This is a genomic window from Micrococcus sp. KRD026, from assembly GCF_017168445.1.
In the GTDB taxonomy this organism is placed as follows: Bacteria; Actinomycetota; Actinomycetes; order Actinomycetales; family Micrococcaceae; genus Micrococcus; species Micrococcus luteus.
Genome location: NZ_JABFBA010000024.1, coordinates 85,221 through 98,896, shown reverse-complemented (window position 1 = coordinate 98,896; position 13,676 = coordinate 85,221). Strand labels below are relative to the sequence as shown.

The window sequence follows — 13,676 nt, the reverse complement described above, 5'->3', positions numbered from 1 at the left end:
CCCCCGACCCGGCGCACCTCGACGACCTCCCGCCCGCCACCCTCGTGGCGCGCGGTCTGACCCTGCGCGGCAGTCGCGGGCCGGTGTTCGGCTCCCTCGACCTCGTGCTGCCCCCGCAGACCCACCTGGCCGTGCTCGGAACCCAGGGCTCGGGCCGCTCGGCCCTGCTGCTCGCCCTCACGGGGCGCCTGCAGGGCGTGCGGGGCGAGCTCGTGCTCACCGGCGGCCCCGTGGACGTCGCACTGGACGGGCCGGAGCGGCCCGCCGCCCGCGCGTACCGGCCCCCGATCGACGCCGCGCGCCACCCGCACGCCCTGCGCGCCCGCACCGCCGTCGCCCACACCACCGACGTGGTGGAGCTCGAGCCGGCGCTGACCGCGGCCGAGGTCGTGGACGAGCGCTGTCTCACCGACGGCGTGCGCCGCCGCGCCGGCCGCGCACGCTTCGCCCTCCTCGCCGACGCGGTGAGGCTGACCGTGGCGCCGGAGGCCGTCGTCGGGGAGCTGTCCGCGCCCGATCGCGCGCTGCTGGCCGCCGTCGTCGCCTGCCTGCGCCCGGCCCGCCTCGTCACCTTCGACGACGTGGACGCCACCCTGACCCTCGATCAGCTGGTCGCGCTCCACGCGGCCCTGGACGTCCTCAAGGACCACGGCCACCCGTTCGCGGTGAGCGCCGTGGCCTCCGCGCCCGTGCCGCGCGACGCCGTCGTCCTCACCCTGCCCCCCGTCCGGGAGAACTGATGCTGTTCCGCTACGAGCTGCGACGCTTCCGCCGTGGCCTGCCCCTGCTCGCCCTGCTGTTCATCTTCCTCGTCCCCGCCATCTACGGCGCCCTCTACCTGTCCGCGAACTGGGACCCCTACGGGGCCATGGACCGTCTGCCGGTGGCGATCGTCAACGAGGACGAACCCGTCCAGCGCGGCGACACCACGCTGCGCACCGGCGCGGACATGACCGAACGCCTCAAGGACGACCGCGCCTTCGACTGGCGCGAGACCACGCGCGAGGAGGCCGAGGAGGGACTGCGGGAGGGCCGGTACTACCTCGTCCTGGAGATCCCCGCCGAGCTCAGTCGTGACCTCGTCAGCCCCGAGGGCGGCGGGACACCGCGGCAGGCGCAGATCACCCTGCGCCGAGACGACGCCAACGGCTTCGTGATCGGCTCCGTCACGAACGCGAGCCAGGCCAAGGTCGAGGCCGCCGTGAACCGGTCCGCGATCGAGGCGTACTTCGAGGCCGTCTTCTCCAGCCTCGGCGAGCTGCGGTCGGGCATGGTGGACGCCGCCGACGGCGCCGCGCAGCTGGCCGACGGCACGGCCTCCGCGGAGGACGGCGCGAGCCAGCTGGAGGACGGGATCGTCCAGGCCCACGACGGCTCGGGCAAGCTGGCCGAGGGCGCGGGCCAGCTCGCCACGGGTGCGGGTGACCTCGCGGACGGCGCCGCCCAGGCCGACGACGGCGCCCAGCGACTCGCCGAGGGCGCCGCATCCGCGCAGGACGGGGCCGGCCGCCTGGCCGACGGGCTCGACCAGGCGCGCGAGGGATCCCAGGCCCTCGCCGACGGAGCCGGGCAGCTCGCCGAGAACGCCCCCGCCCTGCGTCAGGGCGCCACGGACCTCTCCGACGGGCTGGCCCAACTGCAGACCGGATCGGCCGAGCTCACCGACGGCGCCACGCAGGTGGCCGACGGCACCCAGCAGCTCTACGACACGGTGATCCCCGGCCTGGACCAGGTGATCGAGCGGCAGGACGCGGTGGCCGCCGACGTCGCCGCGGTGGACGAGGACGTCCAGCGGGTCGCCGAGGTGGCCGGCACGGCCGAGGACGGCGCGGGCGCCCGCATCGCCGACGCGCAGGCCGCCCTGGCCGAGCTCGCCGAAGAGGACCCGACGCTCGCCGAGTCCGAGCAGTACGCCGCGCTCCAGGAGGCGCTCACCGGCGCGGACGAGCGGGTGACCGCCGTCGCCGGCCGCGCCGAGGAGGCCGCCGCGACCTCCGCGGCCGCCAACGAGCGCGTCCAGGGCTTCGTCGAGGACGACGTCGCCGCCTCCGCCAAGGCGGATCTGACGGACCTCAACGACGGCGCCCACGCCGTGGCCGCGGGCGCGGAGAAGCTGCAGGGCGGGATCGGTGAGGCGAAGGACGGGGCCGACTCCCTCGCCGACGGCGCCGGGAAGTTCGCGGACGGCCTCGAGCAGCTGGGCTCCGGCGCGACCGAGCTCGACGGCGGCCTGGCCCAGCTCCAGGACGGCGCCGGGGAGCTGCAGTCCGGCCTCGGCGAGCTGACGGACGGGGCGACCACCCTCGCCGAGGGCAACGCCGCGCTCCACGACGGGGCGCTGACCCTGCAGGACGGTGCGGGGCAGCTGGAGTCCGGCGCCACCGAGCTCGACGGCGGCCTGGCCCAGCTCCAGGACGGCGCCGGGGAGCTGCGCGCCGGCCTCGGCACCCTCGACGACGGCGCCCACGAGCTCGCCTCCGGGCTCTCCGACGGCGTCGACCGCGTCCCCGCCCTGACCGAGGACGAGCGGGACGAGGCCGCCCTGGTGATGTCCCGGCCGGTGGAGGCCGTGATGCAGGTGGACAACTCCGCGGAGGTCTACGGCCGCGGCATGGCGCCGATGTTCTTCTCCATCGCGCTGTGGGTGTTCGGCATCGCCGCGTTCAACATCATGCGGCCCATCAGCGGGCGGCTGCTGGCCGGGCGCCGCAACCCGGTGGCGATCGCGCTGGCCGCGTGGCTGCCCGTGGGCATCGTGGCCGTGGGCGGCGGCCTGCTCATGCTGGCCGCCACGCTGCCGCTGGGCCTGGCCCCCGTGCACCCGGTGCGGGCCGTGGCCCTGACGGTGCTCGTGGCCGTGGTGTTCTCCCTCATCGCGCACCTGATGCAGACGGCGCTCGGCACCCCCGGTTCGGCGCTGCTGCTGGTCCTGCTGGTCCTGCAGCTGGCCTCCACCGGCGGCACCTACCCGGCCGAGGTGCTGCCCGGCTTCTTCCAGGCGCTGCACCCGTTCATGCCGATGAGCTACTCCATCGAGGCGTTCCGCAACGCGATCTCCGGCGGTCCGGACCAGCGCTTCTGGGTGCCGGTGGTCGTGCTGATGGGCATCGGGGCGGCGGCGCTCGCCCTGGACGTGCTCGTGGTGCGGCGCCGGCGTCGGTTCCGCATGAAGGACCTGCACCCCGCGCTGCAGGCCTGAGCGGGGATGACTTCCGCACCCCGCGCCGCCGTCGTCCGTCCGGCCCGCCCCGAGGACGCGCCCGCGATCGCCGCGATCGCCGCGGCCACCTTCCCGGACGCCTCCCCGGCCTCGCTGCCGCGTGCCGCGGTGGAGGCGCACATCGCGTTGCACCTGAGTGAGGCCGCCGTGGCCGCGTGGATCGCGGACCCGGAGCGGATCGTGCTCGTGGGCGCCGCGGCCGACGCCCCGGAGACCCTGCTCGGCTACGCCATGTACGAGACCGCCGCGGCCCCCGAGGCACCCGTCACGGAGCGGCTCGGCGACGTGCCGGCCGGCCACCTCTCGAAGCTGTACGTGCTCGCCGAGGGGCGCGGCACCGGGCTGGCCGAGGCCCTCGTGCACGACGGCGTCGAGCGGCTGCGGCGGCTGGGGTTCCGGCACGTGTGGCTCGGCACGAACGCGCAGAACGCACGGGCCAACCGGTTCTACGAGCGCCTCGGCTTCGAGACGGTCGGGGCGCGGCAGTTCGTGGTCGGCGGGGAGCGGGTCGAGGACGACTGGGTGCGGCTGCTGACGGTGGCGTGAGCCGGTCGCCGCTCAGCAGGCCTCCGGGCCGTCCGGGTCCTCGTCGGGGTCGAACCACGCGGACGGGTGATAGTGCACCGCGGCGAGCCCCTCGTCGTCGGCCAGGTGGGTCTGGGCCCCGGGCACGGAATCCGTGTTCTGCCCGGCCACCGCCTCCCACGCCCCGGTCTCGGTGCGGCGCACCACGAGCAACAGGACGCCGGTGCGCTCGCCGGCCTCGTCGCCGTCGGGCGCGGTCTGCCCCGTCATGGTCCACGGCGCGTGCACCACTGCCACGTCCCCGAGCTCCCGCACCCGCACGCGCCCGAGCTCGAGCCGCGAGTGCGGGAACATCCAGCGGAAGCCGAGCGCGTGGTTCACCCGGATCTGCCGACGCCGCCTCCACCACACGCCCACCACGTTCACGAAGTCCGCGTCCTCGGCGAACAGCTCGGCGAGCGCGTCGGCGTCGGCGGCGTTCCAGGCGGCCGCGAAGGCTTCGGCCACCGCGGCGGGGCCGGTCGGTCGGGCCGCGACGTCGGCGGTGGGGTCCGCGGGGGACATGGCTGCTCCTGGATCGGGGAAGGGGTGTCTGGGTCATGCGGTGCTCCTGGGGACGGGAGGCGGGGGATGGTCGGGGAGGCCCGGGTCTCGGCCGGGTGTCAGGTTCAGAGGTCGAGGCTCAGCGGGCCGGCGGCGGCGCTCACGCAGGTCTGGATCAGCTCGCCGGGCTCGCCGTGGACTTCGCCGGAGCGCAGGTCGGTGACCTGGCCGGAGCGCAGGGGGGTCAGGCAGGCGTGGCAGATGCCCATGCGGCAGCCGGACGGGGCGGCGACGCCGGCCTCCTCGGCCACGATCAGCAGCGGCACGTCACCGGGAGCGTCGGCCTCGGCGTCGGCGTGCTCGAACACCACGCGGCCGCCCGCGCCGGCCACGCCCGCCGCGAAGTCCGCACGGAAGCGCTCGATGCGCAGGTCCTCGCCGGCCTCGCGCCGCCAGAGGTCCTCGGCGTCGTCGAGGAACTCGGCGGGGCCGCACGCGTAGGCGGCCCGGTCGCGCCAGTCGGGGCACAGGTCCTCGAGCTCGGCGGGGGAGGACAGGTCCAGGCGGCCCTCGTCCGCGGTGTGGCGGTGCACCACGCGCAGGCCCGGGAACTGGTCGGCCAGCTCGGCGAGCTCCTCGCGGAACAGGGCGTCCTCGGGGGTGCGGGAGGAGTGGATGAGCACGACGTCGGCGTCCGCGCGGGCCGGCACGAGCGTGCGGATCATGGACATCACCGGGGTCAGGCCCGAGCCGGCCGTGAGCATCAGCAGGGCGCGCGGCTCGTCCGGGAGGGTGAAGTCGCCCTCGGGGACGTCGAGGAACAGGACGTCGCCGGGCTTCGTGCGGCGCACGAGCGTGCCGGAGACGAGGCCGATGTCGGACACCGTGATCTCGGGGTCGGCGCCCGCGGGAGCGGAGAGCGAGTAGGAGCGCCACTGGCGCACGCCGTCCACGTCCACCCCGATGCGGGCCCACTGGCCGGCGTCGTGGGCCCGCCAGCCCGGGCCCGGGCGGAAGGCGATGGTGGCGGTGCCGGGCGTCTCGCGCGTCACGGAGGTGACCACGCCGCGCAGCTGCCGCGAGGAGTGCACGGGGTCGAGCAGGCTGAGGACGTCCTGCGGGGCGAGCGGGTGCAGGAGCGTCGACGCCAGACGGGAGAACAGAGACGGGCCGACCATGGCTCCAGTCTATGGCTCGGCATGCCGCAGTTCTTCGTCTTCAGCGTACGATCTGGGCCATCACTTCATCGCGAGGAGACAAGATTGAGTGTGACGCAGACCACCCCCGCCCCCGACTGGCGCCCGCCCTGGCAGTCCCTCCCCGACGACCTCGCGGAGCGCCTGGCCCCGGCGATCCCCGGGATCATGGAGCGCATCATCGAGACGGTCCCGGACCAGATCCCCGCCTACGCGGCGGCGCGCGACGGCCACTACGGCAAGAACCTCACCGCCGGCGTGACCACCGCCCTCGAGCAGCTGATGAGCCTGCCCGGCACCACCCGCCCGGCCCTGAACAGCGAGTCCCGCGTCCTCATGGCCCGCCTGGGGGCCGGCGAGTTCCGCGAGGGGCGCTCCATGGACGCCCTGCTCGGCGCGTACCGCACCTCCGCGCGGATCGTGTTCCGCGAGCTCTCCGCCGAGTGCGCGCGCCTGGGCCTGGAGATGTCCGTGGTGATCGAGCTGGGCGAGTCCATCTGGGCGTACATCGACGAGCTCTCCTCCGTCAGCGCCCAGGCGTACGCGGAGGCGCAGTCCGCCCAGGCGGGCGTGCTCGAGCTGCACCGCGCCGCCCTCGCCACCGCCCTGGTCCGGGGCGGGACCGAGGAGAAGGAGGTGCAACGGCTGGCCGCGCTCGCGGACTGGCGGCTGCCGCGCCGGCTGGCGGTGGTGGTGCTGCCCGCGGACGCCGGCGTCGCCGTCCGGGAGAGGCTGGGCCGGGCCGGGCTCGTGGTGGAGCGGGACTCGGAGGTGGTCGCCGTGATCGACGCGACGCCCTCCCAGGGCCGCCGCGAGCGCATGCTGCGCCTGCTGGCGGGGACGGCCGCCGTCGTCGGGCCGGCCGTGGACTGGCCGCTCGTGCCCCACTCCTACCGGGTGGCCCGCACGCTGGCCGTCCAGGAGGCGGCGGGCCGGACGGCGGAGCCCGCGCAGGGGGAGGACGACGACGGCGCCCCGTCCCCGATCCTCGCCGCGGACCACCTGGCGCGCGTGGTGCTGGGGGCCGAGCCGCGCGTCGTGACGCAGCTGGCCGAACGCGTGCTGGCGCCCCTGGACGAGGTGAGCGAGGCGAAGCGGGCGGTGCTGGAGGAGACCCTGCTCGCCTGGCTCACGCACTGGGGCCAGCGGGCGCCGATCGCCGCGGAGCTCGGCGTGCACCCCCAGACCGTGGGGTACCGGGTGGGCCGGCTGCGCGAGCTGTTCGGGGAGGCCCTCGAGGACCCCGACGCGCGGTTCGACCTGGAGATCGTGCTGCGGGCGCGGCGGGACGGGGTCGGGTGAGCGGGGCGGCAGGGGGTGCCGTCTGACGGGGGCCTTCACTAGCGTGGGTGGACCACGCATCCCGACGAGGGACCCCGACGAGAGAAGAGGGACAGTGCCATGACGAACGCCCCGAACCGCGACGAGCTCCCCCTGCCGGACTACGACCACATCCCCAACGGCACGCTGCCGACCCGGATCACCGGCCTCGACGAGTCGCAGGTGGAGCAGCTGCTCGCCTACGAGCGCGCCCACGGCGACCGCCTGCCCGTGGTGCAGGTCCTCGAGACGCGGCTCGAGGCGCTGCGCTCCGGCGCCCAGCCCTCCGGCGATCAGGTGCCGGACACCCCGGAGGTCGGCGGCTCCCGCACCGGCTCGCCCGTGACCCCGGAGACGAGCGGCCCGCCCGTGGAGCCCCTGAGCCGCGGCATCCCGGCCGACCCGCAGCACCCCGGCAACCGCTGAGCCGGCCGGGCGTCGCCTGACAGGGCGGCCCCCCGCGGAACGCGGCCACGACGCCCCGTCTCCTTCCTGTGAGAGGCGACGCGTCGTGGCCGCCTCGCGTTCCGGGCGATCCCGCGGTCCGGCCACGGAGCGCCTGCGAGGGTCCCCGTAGCGTGTTTGTGAGCTGGGTTATATTTCGACACAGCTGCGGCGGGCCTTCGGGCGCTGACGTGCGAGGCTGCCGGATTCCCGGCTGTCCGGCTCCTACTCACGGATGGGTGAAACGGCATGACTGAATTCGAGGACAAGCTTGCGCAAGTGGCTCGGCGAGCCCGCGACTACGCAAGCTCCCTGGACACGGAAGAGGCGACGAAGAACGCGCTCGTCATGCCATTCATCTCGCAGGTGTTGGGCTACGACGTGTTCGATCCCCAGGAGGTCGTCCCGGAGTTCGTCGCAGATCTGGGCCTGAAGAAGGGGGAGAAGATCGACTACGCCATCATGCGGGAGGGGAAGGTCAACATCCTCGTGGAGGCCAAGAAGGTCGGCTCGGAGCTGTCCCTGGCGCACGCGAGCCAGCTGGTGCGCTACTTCCACACCAGTGAAGCGCGGATCGGCGTGCTCACCAACGGGCGGGTGTGGAACTTCTACACGGACCTCGACAAGGCCAACATCCTCGACGAGCGTCCGTTCCTCGTCCTCGATCTTCTGGACATCGACCCGGTCACCGTGCCGAAGCTCGAGCAGCTGGCGAAGGGATCCTTCGATCTCGACTCGGTCATCGCCGCAGCCGAGGAGCTGAAGTACGTATCGGCCATCAAGCGCGAGATTTCTGCCGAGATGGCTGCGCCGAGCGATGAGTTGGTGAAGGTCCTCGCCAAGCGCGTGTACTCCGGGTACATGAACGCCAAGGCGGTGGAGACCTTCACCCGGCTCACCGAGGAGGCTGCGCGCCAGTACATCAACGATCGCGTCAACGCGCGGCTGAAGACTGCCCTGGGCGACCAGGTCGCTCCGGTACTGGCGGCTCCCGCTGAGCCCGTGGCCACCGGCGATCAGACGGTCCTGTCCGACGAGGAGAACGGTCAGGAGGGCCAGCTCAAGCCGGGCGTGGTGACGACCGAAGAGGAGATCGAGGGTTTCCGCATCATCAAGGCGATTCTCGCCGGAATCGTGCCGATGAACCGCGTCTACATGCGCGACGCAGCCTCGTACTGCAGCGTCATCCTGGACGACAACAATCGGAAGCCGATCGCGCGCCTTCACTTCGACGGGAAGGTGAAATATCTGGTGCTGTTCGATGCGGACAAGAACAGGACGCGGGCCGACCTCGAGAACTTGGAGGACATCTACGAATCCGCCGAGGCACTGCGGAGCGTCGTCAGCTCCTACGTCGGGGCCTGAGCGGACTCTGACCCGCCTACTGACCGGATCCGGCCCGCGGGCGGGCAGGACTGTGCCCCGCCGCCGTCGATGCGCCACCCTGGTGCGCACGCCCCGGTGGGACAGACCCGCCGGGCGCCGACCCGAGAGGACGTCATGACCCATCACGAGCGCGACGACCGCCAGGCCCTGGCCGCCGGCGAGACCTACCTGATCCACGTGCTGGAGACCTCCGACCCGCCCGGCAACCCGGACCACTACCGGATCACGGACGCGGTCGAGGCCCACCACGCGTCCACCGGCTCCTACGACGTCGAGGCCGGCGGCCTGGACGCCGCCCGCGAGCTGCTCGCCCGCCACGCCAAGTGAGCGACCGGGGCTGAGACGTCCGGCCGGGCCGCGCCTCACGCGCCCGGCCGGAGCCTCATCCCCAGCACGGTGCGCGCCTCGAGCCCCAGAGCCGCGCGGGCCTCGGGCGCGCCGGTGCGGTCCTCGCCCACCACGGTCATCCCGATCCGCTCGGCCACCCGGCGCGAGGCCGTGTTCTCCGGGTGGATGATCGCCACGAGCTCGTGGTGCCCCAGCACGTCCCGGGCGTGGTCCCGGCAGGCGGCGGCCGCTTCGGTGGCGTAGCCGCGCCCCCACAGGTCGGCCCGCACGTGGTAGCCGACCTCCAGGCGAGGCTCCCCGTTGACCTCCTGCCACGTCAGGCCGCAGTCGCCCACGAAGCCGGGCCCGCCGTCGTCGTGGGTCTCGATGATCCACAGCCCGTGCCCGTCCTGCGCGTACCGGCGCCGGTTGCCCGCGATCCACGCCGCCGCCTCCGCGCGCGTGCGCGGGGCGGGGTAGAAGCGCATCACCACGGGATCGGCGAGGAGGCCGGCCAGGTGGTCGAGGTCGGCGTCGGCCATCTCGCGGAAGCGCAGACGGGCGGTGGGGGCGGGCGGCATGCGCCCAGGCTAGCGGCGGGCGGATGCGCCCCGCCTCTTGTCTGCGCGGGGCCGGGCTGGTCGACTGTGCCCATGCCGCATTCCCTCTCCCTGCGCCCGTTGCGGGTGGATGACGCCGAGGCCATGGCCGCGGTCCTCGCCGACCCGGACCTGTACACGTACACCGGCGGGACGCCGCCGGGCGAGGAGGAGCTGCGGCAGCGGTACGCGATCCTCGCGCGCGGTCGCTCCGAGGACGGCGCGGAGGACTGGGCCAACTGGATCGTGGTGCTGGAGCCGGAGGGCCGGCCGGTCGGCTACGTCCAGGCCACCATCCCCGTGGACGGGGGACCCACGCAGATCGCCTGGCTGATCGGCACGCCGTGGCAGGGCCGCGGGCTGGCGAAGGAGGCCGCCGGCCTCCTCAAGGGCGAGCTGCGGGACCGGGGGGTGCGGCGCCTCGTGGCGGATGTCCACCCCGAGCACACGGCCTCCCAGCGGGTCGCCCAGGCGATCGGCCTGGCGCCGACGGACGAGGTCGTGGACGGGGAGGTCCGCTGGGCCGGGTCCGTGGACGACGGCGGCGGCCCGGTCACCGGCTGAGGCCGCGGCGCCGCTCCGGGTAGGAGCCGCCGAGCTCCACGCCCCGCTCGGCCAGGTAGGCCTCCGGGTCCACCGGCTCGCCGTCCACGCGCAGCTCCAGGTGCAGGTGCACGCCGGTGGCGGCGCCGGTCTGCCCGACGCCGGCCAGGTGGTCCCCGGCGGAGACGCGCTGGCCCGCGTCCACCACGGTGGAGTCCGGGGCGGCGTGCAGGTAGCGCCACACGTGGCCGTCCCCGGCGTCCACGGCGAGCAGGTTGCCGCCCGCGTCCCCGCCGGCCTCCACGAATAGGACTCGGCCGTCGGACACCGAGTGGAAGGGCGTGCCCTCCGGCACCCCGCCGAGGTCCACGCCGTCGTGGCGGGTCAGGGCCTCCTCGGACACCCCCGAGGGCACCACGCCCTCGCCGAACGGGTTGGGGCGGGGCCCGAAGCGGGAGGTCACGCGGCCCTGCACGGGCTCGGCGTACCCCTGCGTGTTCACCGTGGGCGGGGCGGGGGTGAAGCCGCCGTTCCAGCGCCGCCGCTCGGCGCCCGCGCCGGCGTCGTCCCGGCCGGCCGGACCGAACGCGAGGACCAGCGCCAGGACGGTCGCGATCAGGGCCAGCGCCCCCACTGCGGCCAGCACGCCCCCGGCCACACCGCTGCCCGGGGAGCCGGCGCCGGGGGTCGGGGTGGTCATCCCCTCAGTCTGTCATGCAGGGTCGGGACGGCCCCGGCCTTCGCCCACGGCATCCCGGCCCGCCACCAGCTCCCGCCCGCGCTCGTAGTCCTCGTCCGCGTTGTAGGTCAGCACGCCCACCACGCGGTCCTGCGCGTCCGTGTACCAGAGAGTGAACCCGCCGGTGCGCTCCACCATGCGGGCCTGCTCGTGGCCGTCGCCCCACGCGGCGTGCTTGAGCGTGTGCTCGCCGATGGTGCTCCAGAACCCGGGCACGGCCTCCCACCGCCGCAGGGACTCCGGGTCCGCCGTCGCCGCGTGGGCCAGCACGGAGGCCTGGCCGGCGCCGCCCGGCACGCCGACCTCGGTGCGGGCCGCGTTGTGCCCGGCGACCTCGCCCATGCCGAGGGCGTCGCCCCAGTGCTCCACGGGGATCGGCCGGCCGGCCACGGCGTGGTGGGCGCGGGCCACGTCCCCGGCCACCCACACGCCCGGCGCCGCCGCCAGGTGCTCGTCCGCCACGATCCGCCCCTCGTGCATGGTCAGCTCGGAGTCCTCGAGCCACCCGCCCCCCGGCTCGACCCCCACCGCGGCGAGGATCAGGTCCGGGGCGAGCGTGGCGCCGTCGTCGAGGTGGACGGTGCGCGGGGCGCGCACCTGCCCCACCCGCACGCCGGTGCGCAGCTCGACGCCGGCGCCGATCAGCCACTGCGCGATCCGATCGCCCGCCTCGCGGCCGAGCCGCTTCTGCTGCGGCACCTCGTCCGGGGTGACCAGCGTGGTGGCCACCCCGCGCAGGGCCAGGGAGGCGGCCGCCTCGCAGCCGATGAACCCCGAGCCGATCACGACGGCGGAGCGCGCGTGCCCGGCGGAGGCCACCAGGCGGCGGGCGTGGTCGAGAGAGCGCAGCAGGTGCACCTCGGCGTCGTCGTCCGCGACGGGCAGGGGCTTCGGGTGCGCGCCGAGGGCGAGGATCAGGCGCTCGAAGCGGACCGGCTCCTCGCCGACCCGCAGCGTCCGCGCGGCGAGGTCCGCGCCGGTGACGGTGGTGCCGCGGCGCAGCTCGACGCCGTCCGGCAGCTCCTCCCCGGCGATCGGCGTGCCCTCGGGGGCCGCCATGCCGCGCAGCAGCTCCTTGGACAGCGGCGGACGCTCATAGGGGTGGTCCACGTCCGAGGTGAGCATGAGGACGGGGCCGGGTCCCCCGGCGTCGAGGTAGGCGCGGGCGGCGCTGGCGCCGGCGGGGCCGCTGCCCACGATCACGAGCGGGTACGGGGTGGAGCTGTGCTGGGCCATACGGCCAGCATGCGCACCCGTCACGGGCGGGCGCCAGGGCCGACGGGCACCCCCGGCTCCGGCATACTGCCCGCATGGACCCCTCCCTGGTGTGGCTGCCGGCCGTCGTCGCGCTGGCCGCGATCACCCTGGGCGGCACGCTCCAGCGGGTGAGCGGAATGGGTGTGGGCATGATCGCCGCACCCACGCTGTCCCTGCTCCTGGGCCCGGTGGCGGGGGTGACGCTGTCCAACGTGGCCGCCTCGGTGTCCGCGGTGCTGCTGTTCGCGATGCTGCACCGGCATGTGGACTGGCCGCGCTTCGTCCGCCTCGCGCCGTTGCTCGTGACCGGCTCGTTCGCGGGGGCGTGGGCCGTGCGGGTCCTGGACGCCCACGCACTCGAGATCCTCCTGGGGTCCTCCGTGCTGGTGGCCGTGGCCGCCGTCCTGGGCCTGCAGCAGCGCTTCACCGCCCAGGGGGACGGGGCCGTGTTCGCCTCCGGCGCCGTCGCCGGGTTCATGAACACCACCGCGGGCATCGCCGGGCCGGCGCTCGCGGTCTACGCGGTGGCGAGCCGGTGGGACCAGCGCTCGTGGGCGGCCACCCTCCAGCCCGTGTTCCTGCTGGCCAATCTCACCTCGCTGGTCACCAAGTCGCTGTTCGGCGCGGCCGTGCCCGCGGGGCTGCACGTGCCGTGGCCGGTGTGGGTCGCCGTGGTGGTGGGCGGCCCGCTGGGTGTCCTGCCCGGTTCGGTGGTGGCCCGCCGGGTGGACCCCGCGAAGGCGCGCGTCCTCGCGATCTGCCTGGCCGGCGTCGGGGGCACGCTGGCGCTGGTGCGCGGTGTGGCCGGCACCCTGGGCTGAGGCGGGGCCGGCGCGCAGGCGTCAGGGCAGGAGGGAGCGCACGGCCGCGGCCAGCGTGTCCCGCACGTCGTCCACCGTCAGGTCCTCCGGGGCCAGGTGCCGCTCGACCGACAGCGTGTGCACGAGCATCAGGAGCATGGCCGCAGTGTGTGTGACCTGCTCGTCCGGGACGTCGGCCAGCACGCGGTGCTCGCGCAGCAGGCCGGCCAGGAAGTCCCGCCGCCGGACGGTCAGCGTCCGGTAGGCTCTCCCCACGGCGGGCTCGCGCAGGCCCACGGCCTGGAACTCGTGGAGGAGCAGGGGCCAGGAGCCCGTGGTCTCGAGCACGACGTCGGCCAGGGCCTCCGCCACGCGGGCCACCAGGTCCTCGCGCGGCAGGTCGGGGTCGTCCAGGGCGTCGGCGACGCCGTCCATGGCTCGGGTGGTCGCCCGCTCGAACTGGACGGTGCAGGCGGCGGCGAAGAGGTCCGGCTTCCCCGCGAAACCGGAATAGACGGCGCCCTTCGTGTAGCCGGCCTCCGCCGCGATGCGGGCGAGGGAGGAGCGCGCGTAACCCTCCCGTCCGAACACCCGAGCCGCGTGGTCGAGGATGGCCGCGCGGACATCCTCGCGGCGGGGTCGGGTCGCCATGTTGCCCTCTCGATGCCGATGGTATTGAATACCGATGGTATTGAATCCGCCTCGACTCGGCAAAGAGGGCCCATGTCTTCCACTCCCACCGACGCCGATCACCATGGCCCCGGGCCCGCCCCCGAC

15 protein-coding genes are annotated in these 13,676 nt (G+C 74.8%); 9 read left to right on the top strand and 6 right to left on the bottom strand.

The annotated features are described in order from the left end of the window. From J1M40_RS09100 to J1M40_RS09090, 3 genes are all read left to right on the top strand, one after another. Positions 1-740 (top strand): ATP-binding cassette domain-containing protein (locus J1M40_RS09100; RefSeq protein WP_206450718.1); only part of this gene is annotated, 740 nt, incomplete at its 5' end. Then, complete coding sequence (locus J1M40_RS09095; protein WP_020624717.1) at positions 740-3,199, top strand: YhgE/Pip family protein; 2,460 nt, start codon at positions 740-742, stop codon at positions 3,197-3,199. The genes J1M40_RS09100 and J1M40_RS09095, both read left to right, overlap by 1 nt. Before the next feature lie 6 nt (positions 3,200-3,205). Then, entirely contained in the window at positions 3,206-3,766 is a 561-nt protein-coding gene (locus J1M40_RS09090; RefSeq protein ID WP_020624718.1) for a GNAT family N-acetyltransferase, read from the top strand. Between the two features lie 12 nt (positions 3,767-3,778). Here J1M40_RS09090 and J1M40_RS09085 read toward each other — a convergent pair whose 3' ends face one another. Both J1M40_RS09085 and J1M40_RS09080 read right to left on the bottom strand, forming a co-directional pair. Continuing rightward, positions 3,779-4,309 (bottom strand): SgcJ/EcaC family oxidoreductase, encoded by a 531-nt coding sequence (locus J1M40_RS09085; protein ID WP_020624719.1) that lies wholly within the window; start codon positions 4,307-4,309, stop codon positions 3,779-3,781. A 104-nt stretch (positions 4,310-4,413) separates the two neighbouring features. After that, positions 4,414-5,466, bottom strand: a complete 1,053-nt coding sequence (locus J1M40_RS09080; protein ID WP_020624875.1) for a ferredoxin reductase — start codon at positions 5,464-5,466, stop codon at positions 4,414-4,416. 90 nt (positions 5,467-5,556) lie between these two features. Between J1M40_RS09080 and J1M40_RS09075 the strand changes: the two genes are divergently transcribed. From J1M40_RS09075 to J1M40_RS09060, 4 genes are all read left to right on the top strand, one after another. Beyond that, complete coding sequence (locus tag J1M40_RS09075) at positions 5,557-6,786, top strand: CdaR family transcriptional regulator (RefSeq protein ID WP_020624876.1); 1,230 nt, start codon at positions 5,557-5,559, stop codon at positions 6,784-6,786. Positions 6,787-6,885: 99 nt separating this feature from the next. Then, on the top strand, positions 6,886-7,230 hold the full coding sequence (locus J1M40_RS09070) for a hypothetical protein (RefSeq protein ID WP_010079880.1): 345 nt from the start codon (positions 6,886-6,888) through the stop codon (positions 7,228-7,230). 267 nt (positions 7,231-7,497) lie between these two features. Further along, positions 7,498-8,613, top strand: coding sequence for a type I restriction endonuclease (locus J1M40_RS09065; protein WP_036314529.1), 1,116 nt, complete (start codon positions 7,498-7,500; stop codon positions 8,611-8,613). A 135-nt stretch (positions 8,614-8,748) separates the two neighbouring features. Further along, positions 8,749-8,961, top strand: a complete 213-nt coding sequence (locus J1M40_RS09060) for a hypothetical protein (protein WP_010079881.1) — start codon at positions 8,749-8,751, stop codon at positions 8,959-8,961. A gap of 35 nt (positions 8,962-8,996) precedes the next feature. Here J1M40_RS09060 and J1M40_RS09055 read toward each other — a convergent pair whose 3' ends face one another. Continuing rightward, positions 8,997-9,542 (bottom strand): GNAT family N-acetyltransferase, encoded by a 546-nt coding sequence (locus J1M40_RS09055; RefSeq protein WP_020624710.1) that lies wholly within the window; start codon positions 9,540-9,542, stop codon positions 8,997-8,999. A 72-nt stretch (positions 9,543-9,614) separates the two neighbouring features. On the opposite strand from J1M40_RS09055, the gene J1M40_RS09050 reads away from it, so the two are divergent. Further along, complete coding sequence (locus J1M40_RS09050; RefSeq protein ID WP_044659331.1) at positions 9,615-10,124, top strand: GNAT family N-acetyltransferase; 510 nt, start codon at positions 9,615-9,617, stop codon at positions 10,122-10,124. Here the strand turns inward: J1M40_RS09050 and J1M40_RS09045 are convergent. Next, positions 10,114-10,803 (bottom strand): M23 family metallopeptidase, encoded by a 690-nt coding sequence (locus tag J1M40_RS09045; RefSeq protein ID WP_020624712.1) that lies wholly within the window; start codon positions 10,801-10,803, stop codon positions 10,114-10,116. The genes J1M40_RS09050 and J1M40_RS09045 overlap by 11 nt on opposite strands. 12 nt (positions 10,804-10,815) lie before the next feature. After that, the gene (locus J1M40_RS09040; RefSeq protein WP_020624713.1) at positions 10,816-12,078 is read right to left on the bottom strand and encodes an NAD(P)/FAD-dependent oxidoreductase; all 1,263 of its coding nucleotides are present in this window, start codon (positions 12,076-12,078) and stop codon (positions 10,816-10,818) included. A 74-nt stretch (positions 12,079-12,152) separates the two neighbouring features. On the opposite strand from J1M40_RS09040, the gene J1M40_RS09035 reads away from it, so the two are divergent. Further along, positions 12,153-12,920, top strand: coding sequence for a sulfite exporter TauE/SafE family protein (locus J1M40_RS09035; protein WP_020624714.1), 768 nt, complete (start codon positions 12,153-12,155; stop codon positions 12,918-12,920). Positions 12,921-12,941: 21 nt separating this feature from the next. Here the strand turns inward: J1M40_RS09035 and J1M40_RS09030 are convergent, their stop codons facing one another. Beyond that, positions 12,942-13,550 (bottom strand): TetR/AcrR family transcriptional regulator, encoded by a 609-nt coding sequence (locus J1M40_RS09030; protein ID WP_020624715.1) that lies wholly within the window; start codon positions 13,548-13,550, stop codon positions 12,942-12,944. Positions 13,551-13,676 lie beyond the last annotated feature (126 nt).

What these genes read in the sequence shown, in the direction of transcription:
- J1M40_RS09095 (WP_020624717.1), top strand. Translation starts at nt 740, where the DNA reads ATGCTGTTCCGCTACGAGCTGCGACGCTTCCGCCGTGGCCTGCCCCTG.
- J1M40_RS09090 (WP_020624718.1), top strand. Translation starts at nt 3,206, where the DNA reads ATGACTTCCGCACCCCGCGCCGCCGTCGTCCGTCCGGCCCGCCCCGAG.
- J1M40_RS09085 (WP_020624719.1), bottom strand. Translation starts at nt 4,309, where the DNA reads ATGTCCCCCGCGGACCCCACCGCCGACGTCGCGGCCCGACCGACCGGC.
- J1M40_RS09080 (WP_020624875.1), bottom strand. Translation starts at nt 5,466, where the DNA reads ATGGTCGGCCCGTCTCTGTTCTCCCGTCTGGCGTCGACGCTCCTGCAC.
- J1M40_RS09070 (WP_010079880.1), top strand. Translation starts at nt 6,886, where the DNA reads ATGACGAACGCCCCGAACCGCGACGAGCTCCCCCTGCCGGACTACGAC.
- J1M40_RS09065 (WP_036314529.1), top strand. Translation starts at nt 7,498, where the DNA reads ATGACTGAATTCGAGGACAAGCTTGCGCAAGTGGCTCGGCGAGCCCGC.
- J1M40_RS09060 (WP_010079881.1), top strand. Translation starts at nt 8,749, where the DNA reads ATGACCCATCACGAGCGCGACGACCGCCAGGCCCTGGCCGCCGGCGAG.
- J1M40_RS09055 (WP_020624710.1), bottom strand. Translation starts at nt 9,542, where the DNA reads ATGCCGCCCGCCCCCACCGCCCGTCTGCGCTTCCGCGAGATGGCCGAC.
- J1M40_RS09050 (WP_044659331.1), top strand. Translation starts at nt 9,615, where the DNA reads ATGCCGCATTCCCTCTCCCTGCGCCCGTTGCGGGTGGATGACGCCGAG.
- J1M40_RS09045 (WP_020624712.1), bottom strand. Translation starts at nt 10,803, where the DNA reads ATGACCACCCCGACCCCCGGCGCCGGCTCCCCGGGCAGCGGTGTGGCC.
- J1M40_RS09040 (WP_020624713.1), bottom strand. Translation starts at nt 12,078, where the DNA reads ATGGCCCAGCACAGCTCCACCCCGTACCCGCTCGTGATCGTGGGCAGC.
- J1M40_RS09035 (WP_020624714.1), top strand. Translation starts at nt 12,153, where the DNA reads ATGGACCCCTCCCTGGTGTGGCTGCCGGCCGTCGTCGCGCTGGCCGCG.
- J1M40_RS09030 (WP_020624715.1), bottom strand. Translation starts at nt 13,550, where the DNA reads ATGGCGACCCGACCCCGCCGCGAGGATGTCCGCGCGGCCATCCTCGAC.